The 26,668-nt window shown below is 71.2% G+C and carries 27 protein-coding genes; 18 read left to right on the top strand and 9 right to left on the bottom strand.

The window, feature by feature from the left end; genetic code table 11:
* Positions 1 to 397: 397 nt before the first annotated feature.
* The 3 genes from ABZT18_RS14625 to ABZT18_RS14615 all read left to right on the top strand — a co-directional run bounded on the left by ABZT18_RS14625 (position 398) and on the right by ABZT18_RS14615 (position 3,445).
* A complete protein-coding gene (locus tag ABZT18_RS14625; protein ID WP_354992721.1) occupies positions 398 to 1,327 on the top strand; it encodes an ABC transporter substrate-binding protein in 930 nt (309 codons plus the stop codon).
* A 163-nt stretch (positions 1,328 to 1,490) separates the two neighbouring features.
* Entirely contained in the window at positions 1,491 to 2,597 is a 1,107-nt protein-coding gene (locus ABZT18_RS14620; RefSeq protein WP_354993111.1) for an iron ABC transporter permease, read from the top strand.
* Positions 2,594 to 3,445: an ABC transporter ATP-binding protein gene (locus ABZT18_RS14615; RefSeq protein ID WP_354992720.1), complete on the top strand. Its 852-nt coding sequence runs from the start codon at positions 2,594 to 2,596 to the stop codon at positions 3,443 to 3,445. Before ABZT18_RS14620 ends, ABZT18_RS14615 begins: the two co-directional genes overlap by 4 nt.
* A 226-nt stretch (positions 3,446 to 3,671) precedes the next feature.
* Here ABZT18_RS14615 and ABZT18_RS14610 read toward each other — a convergent pair whose 3' ends face one another.
* The 5 genes from ABZT18_RS14610 to ABZT18_RS14590 all read right to left on the bottom strand — a co-directional run bounded on the left by ABZT18_RS14610 (position 3,672) and on the right by ABZT18_RS14590 (position 7,196).
* Complete coding sequence (locus ABZT18_RS14610; RefSeq protein WP_354992719.1) at positions 3,672 to 4,436, bottom strand: VOC family protein; 765 nt, start codon at positions 4,434 to 4,436, stop codon at positions 3,672 to 3,674.
* A 94-nt stretch (positions 4,437 to 4,530) separates the two neighbouring features.
* A complete protein-coding gene (locus ABZT18_RS14605) occupies positions 4,531 to 5,268 on the bottom strand; it encodes an ABC transporter permease (RefSeq protein ID WP_354992718.1) in 738 nt (245 codons plus the stop codon).
* Positions 5,269 to 5,281: 13 nt separating this feature from the next.
* Positions 5,282 to 6,223, bottom strand: coding sequence for an ABC transporter ATP-binding protein (locus ABZT18_RS14600; RefSeq protein WP_354992717.1), 942 nt, complete (start codon positions 6,221 to 6,223; stop codon positions 5,282 to 5,284).
* Positions 6,220 to 6,561 carry a transcriptional regulator gene (locus ABZT18_RS14595; protein ID WP_354992716.1) on the bottom strand — a complete coding sequence of 114 codons (342 nt, stop codon included), beginning with the start codon at positions 6,559 to 6,561 and terminating at the stop codon, positions 6,220 to 6,222. Before ABZT18_RS14595 ends, ABZT18_RS14600 begins: the two co-directional genes overlap by 4 nt.
* Positions 6,558 to 7,196, bottom strand: a complete 639-nt coding sequence (locus ABZT18_RS14590; RefSeq protein WP_354992715.1) for a transporter — start codon at positions 7,194 to 7,196, stop codon at positions 6,558 to 6,560. Before ABZT18_RS14590 ends, ABZT18_RS14595 begins: the two co-directional genes overlap by 4 nt.
* Before the next feature lie 132 nt (positions 7,197 to 7,328).
* On the opposite strand from ABZT18_RS14590, the gene ABZT18_RS14585 reads away from it, so the two are divergent.
* The 4 genes from ABZT18_RS14585 to ABZT18_RS14570 are packed head-to-tail and all read left to right on the top strand — an operon-like array spanning position 7,329 to position 9,612.
* Positions 7,329 to 7,724, top strand: a complete 396-nt coding sequence (locus ABZT18_RS14585) for a type VII secretion target (protein ID WP_354992714.1) — start codon at positions 7,329 to 7,331, stop codon at positions 7,722 to 7,724.
* Positions 7,721 to 8,647, top strand: a complete 927-nt coding sequence (locus ABZT18_RS14580; RefSeq protein WP_354992713.1) for a WXG100 family type VII secretion target — start codon at positions 7,721 to 7,723, stop codon at positions 8,645 to 8,647. Before ABZT18_RS14585 ends, ABZT18_RS14580 begins: the two co-directional genes overlap by 4 nt.
* A gap of 9 nt (positions 8,648 to 8,656) precedes the next feature.
* Complete coding sequence (locus ABZT18_RS14575; protein WP_354992712.1) at positions 8,657 to 9,001, top strand: YbaB/EbfC family nucleoid-associated protein; 345 nt, start codon at positions 8,657 to 8,659, stop codon at positions 8,999 to 9,001.
* Positions 9,001 to 9,612, top strand: a complete 612-nt coding sequence (locus tag ABZT18_RS14570; RefSeq protein WP_354992711.1) for a hypothetical protein — start codon at positions 9,001 to 9,003, stop codon at positions 9,610 to 9,612. The genes ABZT18_RS14575 and ABZT18_RS14570 overlap by 1 nt, the downstream gene beginning before the upstream one ends.
* Here the strand turns inward: ABZT18_RS14570 and ABZT18_RS14565 are convergent.
* Entirely contained in the window at positions 9,601 to 11,835 is a 2,235-nt protein-coding gene (locus ABZT18_RS14565; protein ID WP_354992710.1) for an AAA family ATPase, read from the bottom strand. The two genes, ABZT18_RS14570 and ABZT18_RS14565, sit on opposite strands and share 12 nt — an antisense overlap.
* Before the next feature lie 456 nt (positions 11,836 to 12,291).
* On the bottom strand, positions 12,292 to 13,542 hold the full coding sequence (locus ABZT18_RS14560; protein WP_354992709.1) for a DUF222 domain-containing protein: 1,251 nt from the start codon (positions 13,540 to 13,542) through the stop codon (positions 12,292 to 12,294).
* Between the two features lie 243 nt (positions 13,543 to 13,785).
* Between ABZT18_RS14560 and ABZT18_RS14555 the strand changes: the two genes are divergently transcribed.
* The 3 genes from ABZT18_RS14555 to ABZT18_RS14545 are packed head-to-tail and all read left to right on the top strand — an operon-like array spanning position 13,786 to position 16,581.
* Positions 13,786 to 14,370, top strand: coding sequence for a metalloregulator ArsR/SmtB family transcription factor (locus ABZT18_RS14555; protein ID WP_354992708.1), 585 nt, complete (start codon positions 13,786 to 13,788; stop codon positions 14,368 to 14,370).
* Positions 14,371 to 14,410: 40 nt separating this feature from the next.
* Positions 14,411 to 15,778, top strand: coding sequence for an MFS transporter (locus ABZT18_RS14550; RefSeq protein WP_354992707.1), 1,368 nt, complete (start codon positions 14,411 to 14,413; stop codon positions 15,776 to 15,778).
* The gene (locus ABZT18_RS14545; protein ID WP_354992706.1) at positions 15,730 to 16,581 is read left to right on the top strand and encodes a menaquinone biosynthesis protein; all 852 of its coding nucleotides are present in this window, start codon (positions 15,730 to 15,732) and stop codon (positions 16,579 to 16,581) included. Before ABZT18_RS14550 ends, ABZT18_RS14545 begins: the two co-directional genes overlap by 49 nt.
* A gap of 113 nt (positions 16,582 to 16,694) precedes the next feature.
* On the opposite strand, the gene ABZT18_RS14540 is transcribed toward ABZT18_RS14545, so the two are convergent.
* Positions 16,695 to 17,657 carry a hypothetical protein gene (locus ABZT18_RS14540; RefSeq protein WP_354992705.1) on the bottom strand — a complete coding sequence of 321 codons (963 nt, stop codon included), beginning with the start codon at positions 17,655 to 17,657 and terminating at the stop codon, positions 16,695 to 16,697.
* Positions 17,657 to 18,646 carry a hypothetical protein gene (locus ABZT18_RS14535; protein WP_354992704.1) on the bottom strand — a complete coding sequence of 330 codons (990 nt, stop codon included), beginning with the start codon at positions 18,644 to 18,646 and terminating at the stop codon, positions 17,657 to 17,659. The genes ABZT18_RS14540 and ABZT18_RS14535 overlap by 1 nt, the downstream gene beginning before the upstream one ends.
* Before the next feature lie 369 nt (positions 18,647 to 19,015).
* Here ABZT18_RS14535 and paaA point away from each other — a divergent pair, with 369 nt between their 5' ends.
* From paaA to ABZT18_RS14495, 8 genes are all read left to right on the top strand, one after another.
* On the top strand, positions 19,016 to 20,098 hold the full coding sequence (paaA, locus tag ABZT18_RS14530; RefSeq protein ID WP_354992703.1) for a 1,2-phenylacetyl-CoA epoxidase subunit PaaA: 1,083 nt from the start codon (positions 19,016 to 19,018) through the stop codon (positions 20,096 to 20,098).
* Positions 20,095 to 20,382 (top strand): 1,2-phenylacetyl-CoA epoxidase subunit PaaB, encoded by a 288-nt coding sequence (gene paaB / locus ABZT18_RS14525; RefSeq protein ID WP_139585175.1) that lies wholly within the window; start codon positions 20,095 to 20,097, stop codon positions 20,380 to 20,382. Before paaA ends, paaB begins: the two co-directional genes overlap by 4 nt.
* A complete protein-coding gene (paaC, locus tag ABZT18_RS14520; RefSeq protein WP_355251512.1) occupies positions 20,379 to 21,104 on the top strand; it encodes a 1,2-phenylacetyl-CoA epoxidase subunit PaaC in 726 nt (241 codons plus the stop codon). Before paaB ends, paaC begins: the two co-directional genes overlap by 4 nt.
* Complete coding sequence (gene paaD, locus ABZT18_RS14515) at positions 21,098 to 21,613, top strand: 1,2-phenylacetyl-CoA epoxidase subunit PaaD (protein WP_354992701.1); 516 nt, start codon at positions 21,098 to 21,100, stop codon at positions 21,611 to 21,613. Before paaC ends, paaD begins: the two co-directional genes overlap by 7 nt.
* Complete coding sequence (gene paaE / locus ABZT18_RS14510; RefSeq protein WP_355251509.1) at positions 21,610 to 22,719, top strand: 1,2-phenylacetyl-CoA epoxidase subunit PaaE; 1,110 nt, start codon at positions 21,610 to 21,612, stop codon at positions 22,717 to 22,719. The genes paaD and paaE overlap by 4 nt, the downstream gene beginning before the upstream one ends.
* Positions 22,716 to 23,117: a hypothetical protein gene (locus tag ABZT18_RS14505; protein WP_354992699.1), complete on the top strand. Its 402-nt coding sequence runs from the start codon at positions 22,716 to 22,718 to the stop codon at positions 23,115 to 23,117. Before paaE ends, ABZT18_RS14505 begins: the two co-directional genes overlap by 4 nt.
* A 143-nt stretch (positions 23,118 to 23,260) precedes the next feature.
* The gene (gene mqnC / locus ABZT18_RS14500; RefSeq protein WP_354992698.1) at positions 23,261 to 24,451 is read left to right on the top strand and encodes a cyclic dehypoxanthinyl futalosine synthase; all 1,191 of its coding nucleotides are present in this window, start codon (positions 23,261 to 23,263) and stop codon (positions 24,449 to 24,451) included.
* A gap of 426 nt (positions 24,452 to 24,877) precedes the next feature.
* A complete protein-coding gene (locus ABZT18_RS14495) occupies positions 24,878 to 26,539 on the top strand; it encodes a hypothetical protein (RefSeq protein WP_355251506.1) in 1,662 nt (553 codons plus the stop codon).
* Positions 26,540 to 26,668 lie beyond the last annotated feature (129 nt).

The following is a 26,668-nucleotide window of genomic DNA, read 5'->3' as shown; positions in this document are numbered from 1 at the left end:
CATGAACACCTTGGACTTCGACAGCAGCGCCTCATCGGGGAAGATCAGCGGGTTGGCGGCCAACTCCGGGTCGATCTTCTCCATCTCGGCCCCGCCCCTCTCCCGCGCTGATCTAGGGCATATCGTCGTGTTTCGAGATCAACCCATGACGATATGCCCTAGATCAACGAGGCTGGTCTCAGCGGTGCGCTACCGTCTTAGCGACCAGTCCGCAGCGAAGCCGGTGGAAAACCCGGCGCTGTCCCGCAACTGTGATGCCCTACCCGACGGTGGGGACGAGCCAGGTCGCCTGCGGATCGGTCGCGATATGCGCTCTCGAGGAAGGGCGCCTCGTGGGCGGGCGTACGAAAGTCCCTGTCGGCGAAGCACCACACTCCTCGACCGACAGGAGGCCCACATGTTCAGACGTACTCCTCGGCTCTTCGCCGCGACCCTCGCGGTCGCCGCGCTCGCCCTCGGCGCCTGCGCCGAGAAAGCCGACGACCAGCCGAGCGCTGGCACGGCAGCCGCCGCCTACCCGGTCACGGTCGGTTCGCTCACCCTCGACAAGCGCCCCGAAAAGATCGTCTCGCTGGCCCCCACCGCCACCGAGATGCTCTTCGCGATCGGGGCCGGCCCGCAGGTGAGCGCCGTCGACGACCAGTCCAACTACCCGGCCGACGCGCCGAAGACCGACCTGTCCGGCTTTCAGCCCAACGCCGAGGCGATCGCCGGAAAGAACCCCGACCTGGTGGTGCTCTCCGACGACCGGAACAACATCGTCGACCAGCTCGGCAAGCTGAAGATCGCGGTCTACCAGACCCCGGCGGCGACCACGCTGGACGACTCGTACCGGCAGATCACCGAGCTGGGCATGCTGACCGGGCACGCCGACCAGGCCACCGACGTCGCCACCCGGATGAAGGCCGACATCGCCAAGCTGGTCAAGGACGTGCCGCAGCGCGCCGAGAAGCTCACCTACTACCACGAGCTGGGCCCGGAGCTGTACAGCGCGACCAGCAAGACCTTCATCGGCTCGCTCTACAGCCAGGCCGGCCTCACCAACATCGCCGACCCCGCCGACGCGGACGGCAAGAACGCTGGCTACCCGCAGCTGTCCCAGGAGTTCATCGTCAAGGCCGACCCGGACTTCGTCTTTCTGGCCGACTCCAGGTGCTGCCAGCAGAACGCCGACTCGGTCAAGGCGCGCAGCGGCTGGGCAGGGCTCACCGCGGTGAAGAACAACCAGGTGGTCGCGCTCGACGACGACATCGCGTCCCGCTGGGGCCCGCGCGTCGTGGACCTGCTCCGGGTCATCACCGACGCGGTCGCCAAGGTGCCCGCGTGACCGCCGTCCGTCGGTGAGCGCGAGGAGTGAGCCGGGTTCGCGAGCCCCGCAGTCGCGAACGGAAGCAGGCCCGGTGAGCGCGAGGAGTGAGCCGGGTTCGCGAGCCGTCCCGGCACCACCCACCCAGTCCGTCGGGACGCCGTCCGCGTCCCGGCGAGCTGGGCTGCGACACCCCGGGCTTTGGTTCGGACCTCGGCGGCCTGGGCCGGCGCCGTCCTCGGCGCGCCCCGCCGGGCTGCGCAAGCGCTGGCTGGTCGCCGGGGTGTTCGCGGTGCTCGTCGCGCTGGTCGCCGGGGTGTCGCTCGGCCCGGTGAGCCTGCCCGCGGGCAGCGTCGCCGCCGAGCTGCTCAACCTGATCCCCGGGGTGCACCTCGACAGCGGGCTGTCGGAGCGGGAGATCGCGATCGTCACCGAGCTGCGGCTGCCCCGGGTGGTGCTGGGCCTGCTCGTCGGCGGTCTGCTCGCCCTGGCCGGCGGCTGCTATCAGGGTGTCTTCCGCAACCCGCTCGCCGACCCGTACCTGCTCGGTGTGGCCGCCGGTGCCGGCCTCGCGGTCACCGCGGTGATCGCCCTCGGCGGCGCTGGCCGGCAGGGTGCGATCTCCGGGCTGCCGATGACCATCCCGCTGGCCGCGTTCGCCGGTTCGCTGCTCGCCGTGACGATGACCTACGTGCTCGGCGCGGCTGGCGGGCGGGGCGGCTCGCCGGTGATGTTGATCCTGGCCGGGGTGGCGGTCTCCGCGTTCCTCTCCGCCGGGCAGACGTACCTGCTGCAGAGACACGCCGACAGCATTCAGCCGGTCTACTCCTGGCTGCTCGGTCGCCTGGCAACCGCTGGCTGGCACGATGTGCTGCTGGTGTTGCCGTACGCCGCGCTGACCACGGTGGTGGTGCTGCTGCACCGCCGCGAGTTGGATGTCCTCGCGGTCGGAGACGACGAGGCGAGGAGTCTGGGCCTGCACCCGCAGCGCACCCGGTACCTGCTGATCGCCGCCGCCTCCCTGGGCACCGCGGCGGCGGTCTCCGCGACCGGTCTGATCGGCTTCGTGGGCATCATCGTGCCGCACACCGTCCGGCTGCTCGCCGGGTCGAGCTATCGGGTGATCCTGCCGTTGTCACTGCTGTTCGGCGGCGCGTTCCTGGCGCTGACCGACGTGGTGGCCCGCACCGCCGCCGCCCCGGCCGAGGTGCCGATCGGGGTGGTCACCGCCTTACTGGGCGGCCCGTTCTTCGTACTCGTGCTGCGGACCGCCCGCCGGGTGCTCACATGAGCACCGAACCCGCCGTCACCTCCGTCGCCGGCCCGCTCGGCGATCGTCAGCCCGAGGGCGGTGTGCCGGCCGTCGAGGTGCGAGGGCTGCACATCGACCTCGGCGGCACGCCGATCCTGACCGGCGTCGACCTCACCGTCGCCGTCGGCGAGTGGGTCACCGTCATCGGCCCGAACGGCGCCGGCAAGTCGACCCTGCTGCGCGCCGTCGGCGGCCTGCTGCCCGCGCCGGGCGCGATCACTCTTTTCGGTACGCCGAGTGCCGCGCTGCGCCGCCGGGACCGGGCCCGGGTGGTGGCGACGGTGGCACAGTCCCCGGTGGTGCCGCCCGGCATGTCGGTGCTGGACTATGTGCTGCTCGGCCGCACCCCGTACATCCCGACGCTGGGCCGGGAGTCGACCGCCGACGTCGACGCCGTGCACGAGGTGCTCGGGCGGTTGGACCTCACCGGCTTCCACAACCGCGAGCTGGCCACCCTCTCCGGGGGCGAACGGCAGCGGGTGTTCCTCGCCCGAGCGCTCGCCCAGGGCGCGACGCTGCTGCTGCTCGACGAGCCGACCAGCGCACTCGACATCGGTCACCAGCAGGAGGTGCTGGAACTCGTCGACCAGTTGCGCCGCGAGCACGGCCTGACCGTCCTCGCCACGATGCACGACCTGTCCCTGGCCGGCGAGTACGCCGACCGGATGGTGATGCTCGCCGGCGGTCAGGTGGTGGCCGCCGGGACCCCGACCGAGGTGCTGACCGAGCACCTGCTCGCCACCCACTACCGGGCCAGCGTCCGGGTGGTCCCCGGCGCCCATGGCCCCCTGGTGGTCCCCATCCGCCCCCGGTCGTCCCACCGCTGACGTCGATCACAAGGTTGGCGGGCGACAAATAGGGCGAATCACACCCTAGCTCTCTGAACGCCGAGGTCGACGGCGCAAGATCATGCTCGATCCTGGAAATAGGGGGGTCCGGGATGCGGGGAGGCCACTACATCCAGGATCAAGCACGATCTTGCGGCGTGGGCGTGGGCGTGGGCGCGGGCGCGGGCGTGGGCGCGGGCGTGGGGCGGGTGGAGTTGCGCTGGGGTCAGGGGCCCAGGTCGATGACGGAGAAAAGTGCGCCCTGGGGGTCTCGTAGGGCTGCGAACCTGCCCGCGGGGATGTCACGGGGCGGGACCAGGATCGTCCCGCCCAGCTCGGCGGCGCGGGCCGCGGCGGCGTCCGCGTCGGTCACCGCGAAGTAGACCGTCCAGTACGCGGGCAGGTCGGCCGGGAAGTCGTCGGCCAGCGGCGGCATCATCCCGGCAACGATCTGCGTCCCGAGCCGCCACCCGGTGTACGTGATCCCGCCTGCCGGCTGGTCGTCCGGTTGCCAGCCGAACACCAGCTCGTAGAAGACCTTCGCGCCCTCGGGGTCGGGGGTGACCAGCTCGTTCCAGCTCATCGCGCCCGGCACGCCGAACACTTCGGCTCCGGCCATTGTCAGCGGCTGCCAGACGCTGAACGTGGCGCCGGCCGGGTCGGCGAAGACGGCCATCCAGCCTCGGTCGAAGACCTCGAACGGCGGTACGACGACCTGCCCACCGGCCCGTTCGACCCGACCGGCGACCAGTTCCGCGTCGTCGGTGGCGAGGTACGTGGACCAGATCGGCACCTGGTCCGGGATGGCTGGCGGCCCGGCACCGGCGACCGGTTTGCCGTCGAGCAGGAAGACTGTGTAGCCGCCCGCCTCGGGCTCCGGTGTCACCCGGCCGGTCCAGCCGAACAGCTCCGGGTAGAAGCGCCGCGCGTCGGTCAGGTCCGGGGTGGCCAGGTCGGCCCAGCAGGGTGTGCCCGGCGGGACGGTGCTCACGTCAAGACCCCTCTCAGCCGGGGCGGCCACGGCGACCCCCTGTCGGAATCCTGGCACCGTCCCGCTGCGGCCCGGGGCGGAAACAGACGAATCGTCAGCTGAAGCGGCGACCTTCGTCCCGTCGGTATGCCCAGGCGGCGAGCGTGGCGAGCAGCACCACCCAGACGCCGAGCATGATCATCGCCAGGGGTTCGACCGAATAGTCGCCGACCCCCGACCACATCAGCTCGGCCGCACCGCGGGTGGGCAGGTACGGCGCGATCGTCTCGATGAACCCGGGTGCGTCGCCGGGCGCGGAGAGCAGGCCGCCACCGAATGCGAGCGGCAGGAAGACCACCTGCGCGACCACGATCGCCGCCTTGCTCGGCAACGAGTAGCCGATGGCGAGCCCCATCAGCGTGAACGGCACCGAGATGACGGCAACGGTGACGACGGTCAGCAGGAAGGCCGCCGGGGTGATCCGCGCCGGGGTCAGCGTCGCGCCGATCACCACGACCGGGATCAGCGAGAGGTACGTCAGCGCCAGGCCGGCCAGCACGCGGCCCGCGAACCGGGGTGCCGGCCCGGCCGGCAAGGTCCGGGTGTACGGGTTCCACGGCTGGTCGCGGTCCTCAGCGACACCGACGCCGTACTGGAAGATGTTGGCGCTCATCACCGAGAAGGTGACCATCGACGCGGTGGCGAAGGTGGCGCCGGCCGGGTCGTCGCCGGCGAACGGCACCACGAAGAAGATCATGGCGGCGGCCGGGAAGAAGGCGCTGCCGACGACGGCCACCGGAATCCGGATGATCTCCAGTAGTTGGTAGCGGGCATGAACCAGGGCGAGCTGCACGGTGGTCGCCTCCTCAGGCGGTGGTGGGTCGGCCGCCGGCAGCGGCGGTGGCGGGCTGGCCTTCGGTGGCGGGCTGGTCCCCGGTGGGCTGCTCCCCGCTGGTGATGGCGAGGAATGCCTCCTCCAGCGAGGTTGGGCGTACCTCCAGGTCGGTGAAGGGGGTCCCGGCCGTGACCAGCGCACGGACCAGCTCGTCAGCGTCGGTGGTGAGCAGGTGCAGCCGGCCGTCGACCCGTTCGCTGCGAACAACCCCGGGCAGGTCGGGAACCTGGTCGGCGGCGAGGCTGACCCGGCGGACGCCGACGATGCCGCGTACCGCGTCCACCGTGTCGTCGGCGAGCACCCGGCCCTGCCCGATCACCACGACCCGGTGGGCCAGCGCCTCCACCTCTTCCAGGTAGTGGCTGCTCAACAGGACGGTTCCGCCGTCGTCGTGGAATGCGCGGATCGCGTCCCACAGGGTGTGTCGGGCGGCCACGTCCAGGCCGGTGGTCGGCTCGTCGAGCAGCACGAGCCGGGGCCGGCCGACGAACGCCAGCGCCACCGCCAGCCGGCGGCGCTGCCCGCCGGAGAGCCCACCGGTCTGCCGTCGGCCGAGGTCGGCCAGGCCGAAGCGGTCGAGCAGCTCACCCCGGGGCACCGGGTCGGGGTAGTGCGCGGAGACGAAATCGACGACCTCGCCGACACGCAGCGTGCCCGGCAGGCCGGTCTCCTGCGGGGTGACACCGATCTGTCGCCGGGACGCCGGGTCGCGGGGGTCGCCGCCGAACAGCTCGACCCGCCCCGAGCTGGGGCGGCGCAGACCGACCAGCAGGTTCATCAGGGTGCTCTTGCCGGCGCCGTTCGGCCCGAGCAGGCCGACCAGCTCACCAGCCCGGACTTCCAGGTCAACGCGGTCGAGGGCGAGGACGTCGCCGTACCGGCGGCTGGCCTGGTCGGCGCGGGCGAGGGTCATGACTGCTCCTTCGACGGAGTGGGGTCGAGCCGGGTGGGATCGAGCCGGGTGGGATCGAGCAGGGCGCGGATGGCTTCGGTGTACTCCTCGAACGCCAGTCGGCCTCGCCGGCTCAGCCGGACCAGGGTTGCCGGCGTGCGTCCACGGTGGGTCTTGCTGATCTCCACGTAGCCGGCGTCTTCGAGCTTGCGCAGGTGTACGGAGAGGTTGCCGGCGGTCATCGCGAGCAGCTCCTGCAATCGGGGGAAGGCGATCCGGTCGCCGTCGCCGAGCGTGGAGAGCGCGGCGACCACCCGTAGCCGGGCCTGCGCGTGGATGACCGGGTCCAGTTCGGTCACGGCCGGTGTCGCTGTCGCCGTCGGGCGAGTGCGCCGGCGACCAGGATCCCGCCGCCGCCGGCCACCGCGACGACCAGCGCGTGCCAGCCCGGCCCGGCGATTGCGCCCGCCAGGTTGATCACGCTGATCCAGACGCCCAGCCGGAACAGGTCCCGGTCCAGCCAGATCGCTCCGCCGGCCATGTGCAGTGCGCCGGTCAGCCCGACGGCGGTCGCCGACCAGAGCAGCCCCGCCAGGTCGTGTGGCAGGTGCTCGGTGATCTGGCCGAGCCCCGCGTAGACGCTCACGGAACCCAGGCCCCAGGCGCACCCGTACCAGCGCCCACGCCGGGCGGAGTCACCGGTCACCTGGCCGTAGGCCCGCGTGCTGGCCGTGGCCTGGACCGCGGCGGCGGCCAGTAGCAGCGCGAAGAGAACGGTCAGCGGCAGCCAGCCCGGCAGCCGGAGCAGCTCCCGCTCGCCGGGGGAGAAGCGCAGGAAGAACAGCCCGAAGCCGACCAGCCAGGCGATTCCCCACGGCCAGTAGACCAGCCTGGAGTCGGGCTCCAGCCGAGTCGCGGTGGCCGCCTGCTGGTCACGGATCAGCCGGAGCGCGGCTGCGGCGTCGGTGGGCGGCGGATCATCGTCAAGTTCCACGCAAACTACTTTACGCCGCAAAGTCGACGCGCGGTGTCCCGCTGAGTGGTCGGGTCACCGACAGCGGCGCGCAGTGCCTATGGTGGGGAGTCGTTGCGGCTGATTCGTCGCACAGGACACAGGGGAGGATCCGTGTCGAGCCCGAGCAGTGAGCTGGAGGTCCAGCCGGAGGCGCTGGCGGCGTTCGCCAAGGCATCCACCGACCGGGCGGCCCGCTTTCGCGAGCTGAACCGTTCATTTGGCGACGGGCACGTGCCCCGCCACGCGTTCGGGGTGATGCCGGCGTCGTTCGGCCTCGCGGCGGCGTACGCCGAGCAGTTCGAGGCGTGCCTGCAGGGGCTGGCCGACGGCGCTGAGGTGATGGCGGACATCGCCGAAGGGCTCCGCGACACCGCCGACGCCTACACCGGCACCGACGTGGCCAACACCGACATGTTCGTACCCGGCCGCCCGGCCGCGCCCGACGTCATCGCCCCCGGCCCCTGGTCGCCGGGCGCCGGAAACCCGACCGGGCAGGTGCCGGCGTGAGCACCGAGGCGTTGCAGCGCAACAAGACCTACTTCGAGCAGATCGTCTCGGGCACGCCCGACCCGTTCAAGCCGCTGTCCAACGCGGTGCTCTGGCCCTTCGAGCAACTCCTCGAGTTTGTCGCGGGTGAGCCTGACGACCTGATGCGCGCCGCCCAGCTCTGCCTGAGCACCGGCGAGGCAGTCCGCGAGATCGCCGGTGAGCAGATGCAGGACCGGGCCCGACTGAGGGGCCACTGGACGGGTGACGCCGCCGAGAGCTTCCACGCCTCGATGGACTCGGTGGAGAAGGCGATCGAGGAGCTGGCTCAGGGGTTGGATGGCACCAAGGAAGTGCTGGTCGAGGCGGCCAACGCTGCGGTCGACGCGTTCAACCTGCTGGTCGAGCTGATCCTCGAGTTCCTGCTCTGGTTCCTCACCGAGGTGATCATCGCGGCGGTAGCGGCGGCCCTCAGCGCCGGCGTCTCGCTGGCCGCCACGGTGGTCCGGGTGCTGGCCAAGCTGGCCACCACCGTCGGCCGGATGGTCAAGATCGTCGCGCGGTTCGCCGAGGTGCTCACCCGCCTCGCCACCCGGCTGGCCAAGGTCGCCGGGCAGCTACGCAAGTACGCGGACACCGTCATGGAGCTGAAGCAGCGGAAGAAGCAGTACAAGATGTTGAGCAAGAATGGCTGGACGCCTGCGGGGCGTGCCTTCCAGGTCGAGAAGTTCAAGACTCTCTTTCCGGGCAAGTTCGTCATCAACCAGGTCTCGCCGGTCAACATCCCCGGCTTCGGCGGCGCGCTGCTCGACACCGGGGTGGGGCTGCACGACATCTCCGACGGGCACAAGGACCGCAACTACCTGGTGGACGGCACGTACCGAGAGGACCTGGGCCCGTACACCAGCGGTGTGCAGAATGTCTTCGACTCCATCGTGAACTGAGAGGCAGCCATGACCTTCCCCGGCCTGGACCGAATCGAGGCGCTGGCCCGCAACCTGGACGGGTGGCAGCGGCAACTCGCCGACCGGATGGCGGAGCTGGAGCAGACCAGCGCCGAGGGGGTGAGCGACTCCGGTCTGGTGCGGGTCACCGCCGCCGCAGACGGGAAGATCGTTTCTGCGGAGCTGAACGCGCGGGCAATGCGACTGGACTCCTACAGCCTGGCCGAGGAGTTCACCACCGCCGCCAACCGGGCGCAGGAGGCCGCCGCGGCACGGGTCCGGGAACTGGTCACTGAGGTGATCGGCGAGCCGGGTGGAGGCCCGCGCCAGCCCGACGGCCACGACGGGCACTGATGATGGCCGACGAGGTGCAGGCGCGGTACGTCGAGGGGGTCACCCGGCTGCTGCCGGCCGGAGAGCGGTTGCGTGCGGTGGCCCGGGTCCGAGCGGGCGGAGGGCTGACCCCGTCGGCCCCCCCGCAGCCGGCGGCGCCACCTGCCTCGGGCGGGCCGGGCTTCCTGGGAGCCCTGCTCAACGTGCTGTCACCAAACATCACCTTCGGTCGGGCGGACGATTTCGTCGACTGGCTCTTCTTCGGTGTCGGAGGTCGAGGCGAACCAGGTTCGGAGGCATCTTCGCTGCACCACGCCCTGACCGTGGCGGCGAAGGGTTCCGGTGTCCGGGACATCCTGCTGGCGGTCACCGACCAGCGGTTGCTGCTCGGCGCGACAGCGCCGGTCGGGCTGCTCTCCAGCGCCGCGACGGACGAACGGGCGCAGACCGACATCGAACTGCTCGGGTCGGTGCCGCGCACGACCGTAGCCGCCCGGGTCGGCCGGTACCGGTTGAACTGGAAGCGGCTGCGGCTCGACTTCGCCGACGGGTCGTGGCTGTCGTTCCACGTGCCGCTGGCTGACTCCGGCAGCCCACTGCGGGAGGTCGCGGCGGCCCTGTCAGCCGGCTGACCCGCCGACGAGCGGCGCGGGCAGCGGCTCCCGATGTAGCACCGTCAGCCGGGACACCGCCCGAGTGAGCACCACGTACAGCCGGTGCAGCCCACGCGGCTCGGCCGCGACGATCGCGGCTGGCTCAACCACCACCACGTGGTCGTACTCCAGGCCCTTGACCAGCGTCGCGGGCACCACGGTGACCCGCTCCGCGGCCGCCACGTCGTCGGCGGTCGCGGTCGCGACACCGGCGGCGGCCAGCGCCGCGCGCAACCCGTCGACCGCGTCGTCGGCGGCGATCACACCGACCGAGCCGTCGTGCGCGAGCGCCGCGCGCACCTCGGCCACCGTCGCCGAGGTCAGGTCGGTCACGGTACGCACGTCCAGGCCGCCGTCGTGGCGCAGCGACTCGGCCGGGGGTACGTCCACCGCGAGCGCGGGCAGCAGCAGGTTCGCGAACGCGACCACCGCAGCGGGCACCCGGAAACCGATCGTCAACGGGACCACCACGGCGTTCGGCTTGCCCAGGTGGGCCAGGGACTCCCGCCAGTCCGTCGCCGCCCACGGCGCGGTGCCCTGGGCGAGGTCACCGAGAAGGGTGACCGAGCCGTGCTCGCTGCGCCGGGCGATGGCCCGACACTGCATCGGGGACAGATCCTGCGCCTCGTCCACCACCACGTGCCCGAACCCGGAGGGCCGTTCCAGCAGGCCGGTCGCCTCGTCGATGAGCACCGCGTCGGCGGCGGTCCAGCGGGTCGCCTTCGCGGTGCGAGCCGGCTTCACCCAGGTGAGCAGCGCCTGCTCGGCGTCGCTGAGCAGCCCGTCCGCCGCAGCGGCGAGCCGAGTCGGGTCGGCCAGCAGGGCGTACACCAGCCCTTCGGGGGTGAGCGCCGGCCAGACCGCGTCCAGGAAGTTGGCCACCGGTTGGCAGCGGCCCATCCGACGCAGCCAGGCGTCGCTGGGCGACTCCGCTCGCCGCGCCTCGGCCTGCCGTTGCAGCAGGCTCACCACCCGAGCCCGAACCCGCTCCCGACCCGTGCCGTACGGCAGCCCTTCCCGCCGGGTCTCCTCGACGATCCGGTGCAACGGCTCCAGCCCGATCCGCCACCGGAACGAACCGTCCGACACGGTGATCGACTCGGTCGGCGTGCCGATGTGTGCCTGCACCGCGCGGCGCAGCACGCTCGCCATCCGTACGTCGTGCTTGAGCGCGGCGACCGTCGACGGCTCGACCGCCCGGACCGGCACCCGGGAGATCAACTCCTCCACGGTGGCCTGCTCGACCTCGACCTCGCCGAGCGCCGGCAGCACCGCCGCGATGTACGACATGAACGCCCGGTTCGGCCCCACGATCAGCACGCCCGCCCGCCGCAACCGCTCCCGGTGCAGATAGAGCAGGTACGCGGCCCGGTGCAGGCCAACCGCCGTCTTCCCGGTGCCCGGCGCGCCCTGCACGCAGATCGAGTCGGCCAGGTCAGCACGGACCAACTCGTCCTGCTCCGGCTGGATGGTCGCCACGATGTCCCGCATCGGCCCGACGCGCGGACGCTCGATCTCGGCGGTGAGGATCCGACTGGTCGTGCCCAACTCCTCGCCCCGGTCCAGTCGCTCATCCTCGAAGCTGGTCAGCACCCCGTTGCTGAACCCGAACCGGCGCCGGACCGCCACCCCCTGCGGATCGCGCGCACTGGCCCGGTAGAACGACCGGGAGACCGGCGCCCGCCAATCCAGCACCAACGGCTCGCCATGCTCGTCACTGACGTGCCGCCGCCCCACGTGATATCGCGGACCGTCATGATCGCTGCCGCTGCCGCTGCTGGTTGTGCCCGCGCGGCTGGTCGTGCTCGCGCCGCTGGTTGTGCTCGCGCCGCCGGTTGTGCTCGCGCCGCTGGTTGGGGCCGCGCTGCCGCCCGCGTCGCCGGTGGTGCCTGATCCGGCGGTCGCGATTGCGTCCAGGGTTGGGCCGCTGTCCGTGGTCGTGCTGTCCGTGGTCCCGCCGAAGTCGAGCCGGCCGAAGAAAAGGGGTGTGGTCGGGTCGTCGGCCAACTCGGCCACCCGGCGGGCCAGGGTGCGGCCGAGCGTCTCCGCCGCGTACGCATCGCCGGCCACCTGGTCACCGGTGGAGAAAAGGGCTTCGGCCCGCTCCCGCATCCGGCGTAGCGCCGCCCGAGAGGCGGTCAGGTGTGCGCGTTCGGCCGCTAGATCCGTGTCGAGGTGGGTGTGGAGGTCAAGTGCGGGCATGCTGACGTCCCATCGTTCACATCTGCTGCGCGCTCGCGTGTCCGGGGGCGGATGGCCGGCCGCCCGGCGCGGGGACGTCCGTTCCGGTGCAGATCACCTCGGCCGTCAAGCGGCCTGCAACCCTACGCTCCCAAACCCGCCCCTTCCACCGAATTACCCAAGCCACCACCCGTTAGAGACGGCGTGGCGGGCGGATGGCGCGGCTTAGCCGCGTGGCGCGGCGTGGCGGGGCGTAGCCGCGTGGCGGGGCGTGGCCGCGTGGCCGCGTGGGGCGGCGTGGCCGTGTGGGGCGGCGTGGCCGTGTGGGGCGGCGTGGCCGCGTGGCGTGGCATGGCCGCGTGGGGTGGCGGCGTGGCATGGTTTGGCCGTGGCGTGGCGCGGACCGCGTGGCATGGCCACGTGAGGTGGTGGCGCGGCGTGGGGTGGCGGGAGGGGCGGAGTCGCTGCTCCTCGGCGTCAGCAGCGCCGGTGGTAGAGATTGCGCCGTGGCGTGCGCAGTGGGTCGAGCCAGCGTGGCGGGAGGAAGTCGGGCCGGCCATCCGGCGCGATGAGGACCTCCCAGTCACCGCGGTGGACGAGCCGGTGGTGGTAGCCGCAGAGCAACACCGCATTGCCCAGTGCCGTTGCCCCACCGTCGGCCCAATGCCGAACATGGTGACCATCGCACCATCGGGATGGCCGGTCGCAGCCCGGGAATGCGCAGCCACCGTCGCGCAGCACCAACGCGCGGCGTAGTGGGCCGGTGAAGAGCCGGCGCTGGCGCCCGACGTCCAGGACCTGGCTGTTGCCGCCCAGCACGGCAGGCAGCACGCCCGCATCGCAGGCGAGGCGACGGACTGCGGACGGCGTGAGCCGCTCACCGGTCTCCAGAGTGCCGGCACGGACGCCGTTGACCAGCGCGTCCATGGAGACGGTCACCACGAGCTGTGGGCGGTCGCCGCCGCTGTCGGGCAGCTGGCCGGTGCGCAGCGCCAGCCGACAGACCTCTCCGAGCGCATCCGCTCGGCGCTGACCGGGACTGCGGTCGTCGTGCTCACCGGTCGGCGCGCAGAGTGGATCGATCGCCTCACGTATCAGGCTGGCGGTCTCGGTGTCGAGGCTCCCGCTGAGGCGTACCTGCCCATTCTGCTGCTCGGAGAGGGTGACGTGCCGGCGGGCCTCGGCCCGCTCGGTGGCCCGGTCAAGGGCTGCCAGCTCAGCCTGGTCGGCCAGGTCGGGCGCGACGTGTGTGAGGACGCGCTCGCCGAGCCGGCTCAGGGTTGTCGGGTCGAAGCGGTCGGCCCAGGCGACCAGGAGTTGGGTGGCCTTGTCCGCCACCTCCGGCCCGGCCTCGACCGGGAGGGCCGCGATCGTCTCTGCCACTACCCGGCCCTGCTCGACGGTGATGGCACCACTGAGCAGCGCGTCGCGCACCGCAGGTGGGGCGGCATCGACGGTGGCGGCGAGCTGGACCAGTTGACGGGCGGAGCGACCGGTGAGCCGGAGCCGCTCCCGTAGCCAGGCGGCGGTGGATGTGGCGCCCTGCGCGACCGCCAGGCCACGGGCGTCCAACTCGCGCACCAGGCCGAGCTGCACGGTGGCCAGCCGTTGCGCCAACACGTGTGCCGCATCGAGAGACGCGAGTAACTCTCTGTCGGAGAGCGCCCAGAGCGCCGCATCAGCGCAGTCGTCGACCGCACCGCCTGCCTGCGTAAACGCGCTCAACATAAAGACAGAATAGAACAGGTGTACGACACTTTCTGCCTGTCTGGACCGCAGGCTCGGCGCGCACTGGCCGCGTCTTTGCCGCTGCTCCAAACCCGGCCGCTGCCACCCGTGCTCGCTCCCTCGGCGGCGTCGAGCCGTCTGACCAACTCTCGGCACGAGTGGGTCGCCGCCGAGGATGCGGGGCGGTTCGGCGCGGAGCCTGTGGTGATGGCGGGTCGGGGGACCTGGCGGGATCATGGGGTCATGACCGAGGCCCGTCCTGAGTCGCGCCGGATGATGATCAGTGACCCGCAGGTGATGCGGGCGCTGGCCCATCCGGCCCGAATCGCGATCATCGAGTACCTGAGCAGTCGGGATGGTGGCGGGACTGCCACCGAGCTGGCGGAGATCGCCGAGCTGTCGCCGAGTGCGACCAGCTACCACCTGCGAGCGCTGGCGAAGTTCGGCCTGGTCGAGCAGGCGCCGAGTCGGGGCGACGCGCGGGAGCGGGTGTGGCGTGCGGTCAGCCCGGGCGTCATGTTCGACGCGGGCCGTGCGGCCGGGCCGGAGGCGCGCGCGGCCGAGCAGGCGCTGGTCGAGGCCCATGCGGCCCGCGACATGGAGCGGATCCGGGACTGGTTGCGGCGCGCCGGGAGCGAGCCGGCCGAGTGGTACGAGGTGGCGCTGTTCAGTGACACGTTGCTGCTGCTCACGGCGGAGGAGATGGCTGGGGTGAACGAGGCGGTTTCGGCGGTGCTGGAGCCGTACCGCCAGCGTCGGCGGCGGGCGGATCCGCCGCCTGGTGCGCGGACCGTCTCGGTGCAGTTCCACGCGGTGCCGCTGCCATAGGGGGTTGCGTCGATCAGTTGTGAAGGCTTATTTTCGAAGTATGTCCTTCACAACTGCTGAGTCGCGCTGGCCGGACGTCTGGCTCGCCGCCACCGCTCGGGGCACCACGATCTGCGGCGACTTCCTCGCCGCCACCGCGCTCGCGTTGGCTCTGCAGGGCGCCGGCGCCAGTGGGCTCGCCGTGTCGGGGCTGCTGCTCGCGGCCACCCTGCCCCTGGTGGTGTTCGCCCCACTCGCGGGCCGGCTCGCCGACCGGGTGGACAGCCGCACCCTGCTGGTGACCGTCGGGCTGGCCCAGGCCGGGATCTGCGTGCTGCTCGCCCTCGCCGACCACCCGGTCCTGGTGGTCGGGCTCGTTGCGCTGCTCGCGTGCGGGCTCGCGGTGACCCAGCCCTGTCTGGCGGCGCTACTGCCGGCGATGGTCCGCCCCGACGACCTGCCGCGGGCGAGTGCGATCAGTCAGACGGCCGTCTCACTCGGTGCACTCGGCGGGCCGGTGCTCGCTGGGCTGCTGGTGGGGCAGTTCGGCACCCGCGTACCGCTGCTGCTCGACGCCGCGACGTACCTGGCGCTGGTGGTCGCCGGCCTGCTGCTGCGGACCCGGCGCGGCGGTCGGCGGACCGCCACCACGCCGGCAAACCCACGCGGTACGGCTCACGGCTGGCGGCTGCGCCGGGACCCGCTGATGCTCGTCATGGTGGTCAGTACCGCCGTGGTGATCGCGGCGATCGGCGGCATCAACGTGATCGAGGTCTTCTTCATCCGGGAGACGCTGAACGGTTCAGCCACCACGTACGGCCTGGTCAGTGCCGCCTGGATGGCCGGCATGCTGCCCGGTGGCTGGCTGGCCGCCCGGCTCGCCCGCCGGCTCACCGACGACGCGGCGCTGGTCCGTGGGGTGCTGGCCACGCTGGCTGGTTGCAGCCTGATGGTGTTGTTCGCCGCGACGGTGCCGGCGGCGGGCCTGTTGGTGCCCCTCTGGCTGGTGGGCGGAGCGGCCAACGGCGGTGAGAACGTCTTCGCCAACCTGCTCACCGCTCGCCGGGTGCCGGAGACGATGCGCGCTCGGGCGTACGCCAGTTATGGCGCGGCGGTGCAGGGAGGCTCAATGGCCGGCTTCCTGATCGGCGGTGCGCTGCTCACGGTCGTCCCACCTCGGCCGCTGATCGCCGCCGCCGGCCTGGCCGGGCTCCTGGTGGTGCTGGTCTTCGTGCCGGTCGTTGCCCGGGCGGTACGCCGTCCGTCGTCGGACGGCCCAGCGGGACGACAACACCAGCTTCCGGAGGCGGCGGATGCGGGGTTGGCCACTTCCGGCCGGCCCGCCGAGCCGGCGCCGGAGGCCGGGGATACGGTCGGGTCATGGCTGAGCGCATCGCACGTCCCCGGGTCGGGCACATCCAGTTCCTGAACTGCCTGCCGATCTACTGGGGCCTGATGCGCTCGGGTGCCCTGCTCGACGTCGACCTGCACAAGGATTCGCCCGACCAGTTGAACGCCGCGCTGGTCGCCGGCGACCTGGACATCGGGCCGATCTCGCTGCTGGAGTACCTACGGCACGCCGATGAGTTGCTGCTTCTGCCGGACCTGGCGGTGGGTAGCGACGGGCCGGTGCTCTCGGTCAACGTGGTCTCCACCCGACCCCTCACCGAGTTGGACGGCGCCCGGGTGGCGCTCGGCTCGACCTCGCGTACCGGTGTGATGCTGGCCCAGTTGCTGCTCGGCGAGCGTTACCACGTGCGTCCCGACTACTACCGCTGCCCGCCGGACCTGACCCAGATGCTGCTGGAGGCCGACGCCGGGGTGCTGATCGGGGACGTGGCGCTGCGGGCGCTCCACGAGGCGCCGCAGCGGGGCCTCACCGTCACCGACCTCGGCCAGGCATGGCGTGAGTGGACCGGCCTGCCCATGGTCTTCGCGGTCTGGGCGGTTCGCCGCGACTTCGCCGCCGCCCATCCCGGCCTGGTCAAGGAGGTGCACGAGGCGTTCCTGCGCTCGCGTGACCTCTGCCTGGCCGAGCTGGACCAGGTCGCCGAGGCGGCGGCCCGGTGGGAGACGTTCGATGCGGCCACGCTGGCCACGTACTTCCGGACCCTGGACTTCTCGCTCGGCGACCGGCAGGTCGCCGGGCTGCGCGAGTTCGCTCGGCGCGCGGCCGCGATCGGCGCGGCCCCGGCACTGCCGGACGGCGGTCCGGAGTTCTTCGCCGGCTGAGCCCTCCGAGGGTGCCCGCTGCCGGCGGGGGCGGCCCCAGGCCAGCCAAGCGAGCCAAATCAGCCGAGAGGGCGAGTCGGAGACGCCGGGGCGGAGCAGCGCCAGAGGGCGAGTCAGACGCCGGGGCGGAGCAGCGCCTCGGTGATCTTCTCGCAGTTTTGCATGCCGTAGTCGTAGCCCTTGTCGATCGGGTACTTGACCATCACGCCCATCGTCCAGGTGTCGCCGATGGCCAGGCAGTTGATGTGCATCTCCTGCTCCCTGGTCCGGTCGATCCACCCGTTCTTGATGGCGATCTGCTTCTGCTCGGCGGCGGGGAAGGCCTTGCGGATGCCGAAGTCGCCCGCACCGCGAACCAGCTTCATCTCGTTGAGCAGCCACTTGGTCCACTTTGGGCCGGCGGCGGTGCCGGTGGCGATGCAGTTGCCGAGGCGGGCGGTGTCCCGGGGGGAGAGCGCGGTCCGGCTCCAACCCTTGTCGGGGGCGACGCTGCTGTCGGTCAGCTTGCACATGGAGATCAGCCTTTTGATCGAGGCGTCCCTGCCGACCAGGTTGTAGAACTGCTCGGCCCGGGTGTTGTCACTGTCCCGGATGATCCGCGTCGCGTCGGCGAGCTTCGCATCGCTCGGCGTCTGGCCGGCGTCGGCGGCGCGACGCAGGTAGTCAGCGACGATCCAAGACTTGATCATCGAAGCGGTGGTGCTGGTCTCGCCCATGTTCTTGGAGCCGATGATCTTCCCGGTGCGGCGGTCGAGCACGCTCCAGGAGTACCAGCCCTCGATGTCCAGGTTGAGATCCTTGGCCACGAACGGCAACGGCTCCACCGACGGGCTGGGGCTCGGCGATGGCGAGGACGGTTGGCGGGCGCTGCGATCGGTGGCCGCACCCGTGGACCGATCGTTGGTCGTCGTGCCGGCGTTGCCCCACTTGGCTGCGGCGGCGGACTCGAGCGGCGAACCGGGCAGCAGCCGCAGCGACACCAGTACCAGCCCGATCAGGATGACCGCGATGGCGATCAGCCGCAGGGGAGAGGCCTCGCCTCCGCCGCGCCGGTCGGCTCGACGATTGCCGGCCATCAGAGCTTCCCGACCGGCTGCTGCGGCACCTTGAGCGCGGCGCCGGGCTGCGGGGTGACCAGTTGGGTGGCCACGCTGGCGCAGACCTGCGCGCCGTCGTCCAAGCCGAACTTGACCGAGTAACGCAGCATCACCGCGAGGCTCCACTTGTCGGTGACCGCGAGGCAGTTGACGTGCCAGTTGCCGTCGTAGTTGAGCCGCGTCCAACCGTTCTTCATACTGACCGGGCCCTGCGAAGTGATCGATTTCGGCAGGCCGTCGATGATCCCCCAGCGCCCACCGCCCGAGCTGGACTTCTGGTCCTTGTCGGCGGTGCTGCCGCTAACCTGACTCATCTCGCTGAGCACCCACTTGGTCCATTTCGGGCCAGCGGCCTTACCGTCGGCGATACAGTCACCGAGCCGGACCGCGTCGCGGGGAGACATTCTGGTGAAGCTCCACCAGCCCTCGAACTTCGGCACGTTGCCCCGCTTGGTGTCGGTCAGCCCGCAGATCTTGATCGCTCGCTGGATGACCGGCCCGGGCTGTCCGTTCGGCGGTGTCCTGTAGGAGCCACCTGCCGCGGCGTAGACCAGGTTGGCCGCGTCGTCGTTGCTGTCCCGGATGGCGGTGCTGGCGGCCTTCTTGAGTGCCGCGGTCGGTTGCTTGTCGCCGAGCTGCCGCAGATAGTCCGAGACGATCCACGCCTTGATCATCGACTCGGTGGAGTTGGTCGCGGTCATGTTCGGCGACCCGGAGATCTTGCCGGTCTCCCGATCCATCAGCGCCCACGAGAAGAACTCACCCTTGAAGCTCACCGACACCGGGCCGGCCGCCAGCGTGGGCGGTGGTGGCGGGGTGGGTGAGGGTGCGGCGACGCTCGCGGCACCGCCGCCACTGCCTCCGCTGCTGTCGCCATCGGAGAGCCGGGCGTACGCGGCGGGGACCAGTAGGACGCCGCCGAGCAGCACCGCCGTGATGGCGAGCACCATGGTCACGCGAGATCGCATGAGTGGGTGAGCTCCAGGTGTCAGGGCCGGGGGGACCGGCTTGTTGTCCGGAAGATCGGCTGATCGCCGAGGCCGGGGGACATGGCCTCTGTCTGGCGGCGATCGTCTACAGCCGATCGGTGTGACGGCGGAAAGTCTACGTCCGGTTGCGGAACCCGCCAGGGTTCGACACTAGGCAACCTGCGATAAAGGCCGGATATGCAACCGGTATGCGGTTCTTGCGGTGATTCACCTTTGTTTCGTGGCCTAAGTCACGACGACATCCGACTGCCCGGGTAACGCAAAGCGCCCATTCCATCACGGATGGGATCCTCGGATTCCTGTTACACGCTCTGGTTTCTTAGGCCGCAAGCTGTAACACTTGTCCCCATGTATGGCAACGACTTCTCGACCCCGGCCGACGCCGCGGGTGACGCGCCGGGCGGCGGCCTGCTGGGCGAGGTCGAGGCCGCCGAGGCCGACCTGCGAGCGGCGGCTGCGCGCGGGCGGCGTGGTGGACCCGCACCGGACGAGGACCTGGCGGCGTACTTCGCCGAGGTGGTCGACGCCGAGCAGAAGATCGAGCCACGCGACTGGATGCCCGACGCGTACCGCCGGACGCTGATCCGGCAGATCGCCCAGCACGCCCACTCCGAGATCATCGGCATGCAGCCGGAGGGCAACTGGATCAGCCGGGCGCCGTCGCTCAAGCGCAAGGCGATCCTGCTGGCCAAGGTGCAGGACGAGGCGGGCCACGGCCTCTACCTCTACGCCGCCGCCGAGACCCTCGGCATCAGCCGCGACGAGCTGGTCCGGCTGCTGCTCGACGGGCGGCAGAAGTACAGCTCGATCTTCAACTACCCCACCCTGAGCTGGGCCGACATGGGCGCGATCGGTTGGCTGGTGGACGGCGCGGCGATCGTCAACCAGGTGCCGCTGTGCCGCTGCTCCTACGGCCCGTACGCGCGGGCGATGATCCGGGTCTGCAAGGAGGAGTCGTTCCACCAGCGTCAGGGCTACGAGATCCTGCACACTCTGGCGCACGGCACCCCTGGGCAGCAGGCGATGGCCCAGGACGCGGTGGACCGCTGGTGGTACCCGTCGCTGGCCATGTTCGGCCCGCCGGACGGCGACTCCACGCACTCCACCCAGTCGATGGCCTGGAAGATCAAGCGATTCTCGAACGACGATCTGCGTCAGCGCTTCGTCGACATGTGCGTGCAGCAGGCCGAGATCCTCGGGCTGCGCATCCCCGATCCGGACCTGCGCTGGAACGAGGAGCGGCAGGCGTACGACTACACCCAGCCGGACTACGACGAGCTGATGCGGGTGATCTCCGGCGACGGGCCGTGCAACCGGGAGCGGATGGCGCACCGCCGGGCCGCGCACACCAGCGGCGCATGGGTACGCGAGGCCGCCGCGGCGTACGCCGCCAAGCGGGCCGAGAACAGGGAAAAGGTGGCAGTCGCGTGAGTACCGAACATTCGCCTCTCTGGGAGGTCTTCGTGCGGGCCCGGCGCGGGCTGTCACACACCCACGTCGGCAGCCTGCACGCCCCCGACGCCGAGCTGGCCCTGCGCAACGCCCGGGACCTCTACACCCGCCGCCAGGAGGGCGTGTCGATCTGGGTGGTGCCGGCCGGCGCCATCACGGCGTCCAGCCCGGACGAGAAGGACGCCTTCTTCGACCCGGCCGCCGACAAGGTCTACCGCCACCCCACCTTCTACGAGGTGCCGGACGGGGTGGCACACCTGTGAACGGGCCTTTCGACTTCACTCTCGCCCTCGGCGACGACGCGTTGATCGCGGCCCAGCGACTGGCCGAATGGACAACGCGCGCCCCGGAGATGGAAGAGGACATCGCGCTGGCCAACATCGCCCTCGACCAGCTCGGCGCCGCCCGCCTGCTGCTGTCGTACGCGGGTGAGCTGGAGGGCGCCGGCCGCGACGAGGACGCGTTGGCGTACCTGCGTGACGACCGGGAGTTCCGCAACGCGCTCCTGGTCGAGCTGCCCAACGGCGACTTCGCGGTGACGATGGCGAAGCTGTTCTTCCTGGCGGCGTACCAGGTGCCGCTCTACACGGCGCTGGCTGGTTGCTCGGACGAGCGGCTGGCCGCGATCGGCGCGAAGGCGCGCAAGGAGTCGGCGTACCACCTGGACCATGGCGCGCTGTGGGTGAAGCGGCTCGGCGACGGCACCGAGGAGTCGCACCGTCGGATGCAGACCGCCGTCGACGAGGTGTGGCCGTACACCCATGAGCTGTTCGTCGCGGACCCGGCGGCGCCGGTCGACCCGGCCACCCTGCGGCCGGCGTTCGACGAGAGCGTCGGCTCGGTGCTGGCCGAGGCGACGCTCACCCGGCCGGAGAGCGGCTGGGCCCCGGCCGGTGGGCGGACCGGCGTGCACACCGAGCACCTGGCCTACCTGCTCGCCGAGATGCAGGTGTTGCATCGCGCCCATCCCGGAGCGAGATGGTGAGCGCGGCGCAGCGGAGTTCCGCAGTGGTGGACGGCACCGACCCGAGAACGGCCGTGGCGAGTGTGGTGGACCCGGAGATCCGGGTCATCACCATCGACGAGCTGGGCATCCTGCGGGCGGTCGAGGAGGATCCGAGCAGTGGTCGGGTCACCGTCACCATCACCCCGACCTACACCGGCTGCCCGGCGATGGACGTGATCCGGGCCGACATCCGCCGGGCGCTCGCGGTCGCGGGCCACCCCGACACCGAGGTCCGCACCGTCTACAGCCCACCGTGGAGCACCGACTGGATCTCCGAGGGTGGGCGGGCCAAGCTCGCCGCCGCCGGGATCGCCCCGCCCGCCCGGGTGCCCGCCGCCGGCGTGGTGTCGTTGACCCTCGCGGTCCGGTGCCCGCAGTGCGGCTCGCCGGAGACCGAGCAGGTCAGCCGGTTCGGCTCCACCGCGTGCAAGGCGCTGTGGCGTTGCCGCTCCTGCTCCGAACCCTTCGACCACCTGAAGGCGCTGTGACTGTCACCATCACCCGACCGGTCCGCCGTCGACCGGTCTTCCACCCGCTGTCCGTCGCCGCCGTCGACCGGCTCACCGACGACTCCGTGGCGGTCACCTTCGCCGTACCCGAGGAATTGCGGGAGACCTTCGCGTTCCGCGCGGGCCAGCACCTCACCGTGCGCCGGGTGACTGACGACGGCACGGACGTGCGCCGGTCGTACTCGATCTGCTCCACCCCCGACGACCTGGCCCGGCACGGCCGCCTGCGGATCGGGGTGCGGGAGATCCCGGGGGGCGCCTTCTCGGCGTTCGCGTGCGGGGCGCTGCGCGGTGGCGACACCGTCGAGGTGCTGCCGCCGCTGGGCACCTTCACCACGGCCTTCGCGCCGGACCGGGTGCGGCACTACGGCGCGGTCGTCGCCGGCTCCGGCATCACCCCGGTGCTCGGGCTGGTCGCGACCGCCCTGGCCGTCGAGCCGGCCAGCACCTTCACCCTGGTGTACGGCAACCGCACGGCGAACACGGTGATGTTCGCCGAGGAGTTGGCCGACCTGAAGGACCGCTACCCCACCCGGCTGCACCTGGTGCACGTGCTCTCCCGGGAGCAGGGTGAGTCGCCGCTGCTCTCCGGGCGGATCGACGCCGAGAGGCTGAGCCGTCTGCTGGACACGATCGTGCCGGGCGACGTCATCGAGGAGTGGTTCCTCTGCGGCCCGTACGCCATGGTGGTCGACGTCCGGGACGTGCTGACCGCACGCGGGCTGCCCGAGGCGGCGGTGCGCACCGAGCTGTTCCACGTCGACGCGCCACCGGAGCCGGTGCGCCGTCCCGTCGATCAGGCGGGTGCCGGTGCCGAGGTCACCATCGTGCTGGACGGCCGGTCGTCGAGCTTCACGATGGGCCGCGAGGAGCGGGTGCTGGACGCCGCGCTGAAGGTGCGTGGCGAGCTGCCGTACGCGTGCAAGGGCGGTGTCTGCTCGACCTGCAAGGCGAAGGTCGTCGACGGGGCGGTCACGATGGCCCGTAACTACGCCCTGGAGCCCGACGAGCTGGCCGCCGGCTACGTCCTGACCTGCCAGTCCAGCCCGACCACCGACAAGCTCACGGTTGACTACGACGCGTGAGGACGCCGAACGACCGGCAGTTCGTCGAGCGGTTCGCCGAGGTCACCGGCGGCCGAGGCCCCACCGGCTACGTGGAGGGGTGGGAGCAGTTCGTCGGGTTCTGCGAGGAGGGCTACCACGACAACCTCGACGAGTACTGGTTCGACCTGAGCGTCCGGCACGCGATCGAGAACGTGCTGACCGACGAGCGGTTGCGCGGCTTCCCGCAGATGGGGTGGTTCCGGGAGCAGGTCGGGGCGGTGGACGAGCGGTTCCGAGCGGTGCTCTCCGAGGAGCGGTTCCCGGCGCGGGCTGAGCTGCCGTGGTGGGAGGCGTACGTGCCGGCCTGGGCCGGCCCGGTGCTGGCGGCGGAGCTGTGGGACACCTACGGCGTACGCGTCGAGGTGCGCGAAAGCTGACGGTCGAAGGTGCGCGGTGCAAATCTTGGACACTAACCGTTCCGAGCTGACGGAAATTCTCCAAGGTCTGCTGTCCTGGGGCGCGCGTCACCGGCGGCGGAGGGGCGTGCCGGCCGCTGAGTGGGCGACGTAGGCTCGGGGGCGTGACGGTGAGCCGGGAGATCGACGACATCCTGCAGCGTGGCGCGGACGGTGGGCGGATCACGCCCGAGGAGGCATTGCTGCTCTACACCGAGGCGCCCTTCCACGCCTTGGGCGAGGCGGCGGACGCGGTGCGCCGACGGCGTTACCCGGACAACATCGTCACGTACCTGATCGATCGCAACATCAACTACACCAACGTCTGCGTGACGGCGTGCAAGTTCTGCGCCTTCTACCGCGCGCCCAAGCACAAGGAAGGGTGGACCCACCCGACCGAGGAGATCCTGCGCCGTTGCGGCGAGGCGGTCGAGCTGGGCGCGACCCAGGTGATGCTCCAGGGCGGGCACCACCCGGACTACGGCGTCGAGTACTACGAGGAGCTGTTCTCCTCGGTGAAGCAGGCGTACCCGCAGCTGGTCATCCACTCGATCGGCCCCAGCGAGATCCTGCACATGGCCAAGGTCTCCGGCGTGAGCCTGGACGAGGCCATCGCCCGGATCAAGGTCGCCGGCCTGGACTCGATCGCCGGTGCCGGGGCGGAGATGCTGCCCGAGCGGCCGCGTAGGGCCATCGCGCCCCTCAAGGAGTCGGGTGAGCGCTGGCTGGAGGTCATGGAGCTGGCCCACCGACAGGGCATCGAATCGACCGCCACCATGATGATGGGCACCGGCGAGACGCACGCCGAGCGGATCGAGCACCTGCGCATGATCCGCGACGTGCAGGACCGTACCCGCGGGTTCCGGTCCTTCATCCCGTGGACGTACCAGCCGGAGAACAACCACCTCAAGGGCCGCACCCAGGCGACCACGCTGGAGTACCTGCGGCTGGTCGCGGTGGCCCGGCTCTTCTTCGAGACCGTGCCGCACCTGCAGGCGTCCTGGCTGACTACCGGCAAGGACGTCGGGCAGCTTTCGCTGCACATGGGCGTGGACGACCTCGGCTCGATCATGCTGGAGGAGAACGTCATCTCCTCCGCCGGTGCGCGGCACCGCTCCAACCTGCACGAGCTGATCGGCATGATCCGCTCGGCGGACCGGATCCCCGCGCAGCGGGACACCCTCTACAACCGGCTGGCCGTGCACCACACGCCGGCCGACGACCCGACCGACGACCGAGTGGTCTCGCACTTCTCCTCGATCGCGCTGCCCGGCGGCGGCGCGGGCAAATCGCTGCCACTGGTCGAGGTCAACTGACGCGGGTCGACGTCCAGCCGTTCGGCTGACCGAGGCTCATGCTCCCGCCCGGACGCACCGGCGGTACGGGTGGTCCCCGCCGCCGCACCGTCAGGCTGCCCGGCGCGGGGGTGGTGGAGATGATCGTCGGCGGCTAGCGTCGCGGCTCATATCCGTCGCCACGGTGAACCGGTGAAATCAGCGCGACCGTGCTGGTGGCGGGTGGTCTGATGGTCCTGGTCGTGGGCTGTCCTCCATCGGCCCGCTGAGGGTCGTTCATATAACGCACGGCGGTACGGGCGGGATGGGTGACCATCCCGCCCGTACCGTCTGCCCAGCTCGCGCCGGACGGATGAAAACGGGTCCGCCGGCTGGCGTGGAACATCGACCTCCGATAACGTCCGCTCGTTCCGCAACCATTCTTTCTTCCCTACCCCCGGGGGACTGATGACAGCGTTCCACCGCTCGACCCTGGTTCGCGCCAGCGTCGTGGCGTTGCTCGCGGCCGGTGGCCTGGCTGCCGTGGCCGCCCCAGTGTTCGCGGCCGAACAGGCCGACCTGGCCCTGGTGCCGCTCAGCTACAACCTGGCCAAGGGCGTCACGGAGGCCAAGAGCAAGCCGTTCAAGTTCGTTGTCGACAACACCCGGAGCGAGGAAGACGCCAAGGGCGTCAGCTACACCGTCGACACCAGCAACCTGAAGAAGGGCAAGGTCGGGGTTGTGGTGCCCGACGGCTGCCGGGTGAACGGCAAGAAGTTCACCTGCCGTCTCGGCGACCTCGCGGCCGGCACCAGCGAGGACTTCGGCATCCCGATCTTCTCCACCGGTGGTCGAGGCGCGGCCGGCACGCTGGTGGTCACCATCCGCTCGGCCACCGATGACCCCAACAAGGAAGACAACAGGGTCGAGCACGACATCACCGTCACCGAGCCCGGCTACGACCTGACCAGTTGGGTGCAGGACGTCAACGCGAACGTCGTGGTGAATGGCGTCAAGGGCGACGACCCTGATCTTCGACCGGTGCGCCCGGGCGAGACGGTGCCGCTGGACTGGGCGGTCTACAACGACGGCAGCCGCAAGGCGACCGGCCTCTCCTACGTGCTCACGCTCCCGGCCGGAGTCACCTTCGACACCCTGCCGGACACCTGCACCTCGCAGACCTTCGGCGTCGCCCAAGCGCTCTGCCAGGACGACGGCGCGGTGATCCGCCCCGGCGAGTACTACACGGCGGACATCAAGGTGACGGTCGGCAAGGACGTCACCGAGCCGGTGCTGCGGGTCGGCGAGCTGGTGGCGCATGGTCTGGACGCTGCGGCGGGCAAGCCCGAGGAGCAGCCTGAGCGGGCCACCAGCGCCCAGCGGAAGACCTTCACCGAGGTCGACGAGAGTGACAACCAGGCGATCTTCGACGTCTTCGTCGACCTGACCGTGCAGCCGACGGCCACGCCGACCTCGACCCCCACGGCCACGCCGACGCCAACGGCCACGCCCACGGCTACCCCGACGCCGACCGCGACGGCCACGCCGACGCCAACGGCCACGCCGACGGAAACCCCGACGCCGACCGAGACGCCGGCGCCGACGGAAACCCCGACGCCGACCGAGACGCCGACGCCGACCGAGACGCCGACGCCGACGGAGACGCCGACGCCGACGGAGACGCCGACGCCGACGGAGACGCCGACGCCGACGGAGACGCCGACGCCGACGGAGACGCCGACGCCGACGGAAACCCCGACGCCGACCGAGACGCCGACGCCGACGGCCACGCCGACGGAAACGCCGACTCCGACGGGCACGCCAACGCCCACCGCGACGGGCACGCCAACGCCGACTGCGACGGCCACGCCGACTGCGACCGCGACTGCCACTCCGACGCCGGGCGGCACGCTGAGCCCGGGCGGTACGACGACACCGGGCGTGCCCACGTCGCCGGTCGCCGGTGGCGGCGGCTCCGGCGGTGGTGGCCTGCCGGTGACCGGTGTGCAGGTCGGCCTGATCGGCGGCATCGGCGCGATCATCCTGCTCGTGGGTGGGGCGCTGCTGGTGCTCTCCCGCCGGCGCAAGGTCGTCCTGGTCGCCCCGGGTGACGAGACGTCGACCGACTGACAGAGGAGCGACGGCAACCGGCGCGATGACAGAGGCGCCGTGACGCCGGCATGACGAAAGGGCGGGGTGGGCGACCACCCCGCCCTTTCGCGTACCGGGTGCGTGCCGCGCCACCCAACGGCCGCTGGT

This window comes from Micromonospora sp. NPDC005291 (assembly GCF_040607415.1).
GTDB lineage: Bacteria > Actinomycetota > Actinomycetes > Mycobacteriales > Micromonosporaceae > Micromonospora.
Note: the sequence above shows the minus strand (reverse complement) of the source record. Positions and strands in the feature narration are given on the sequence as shown.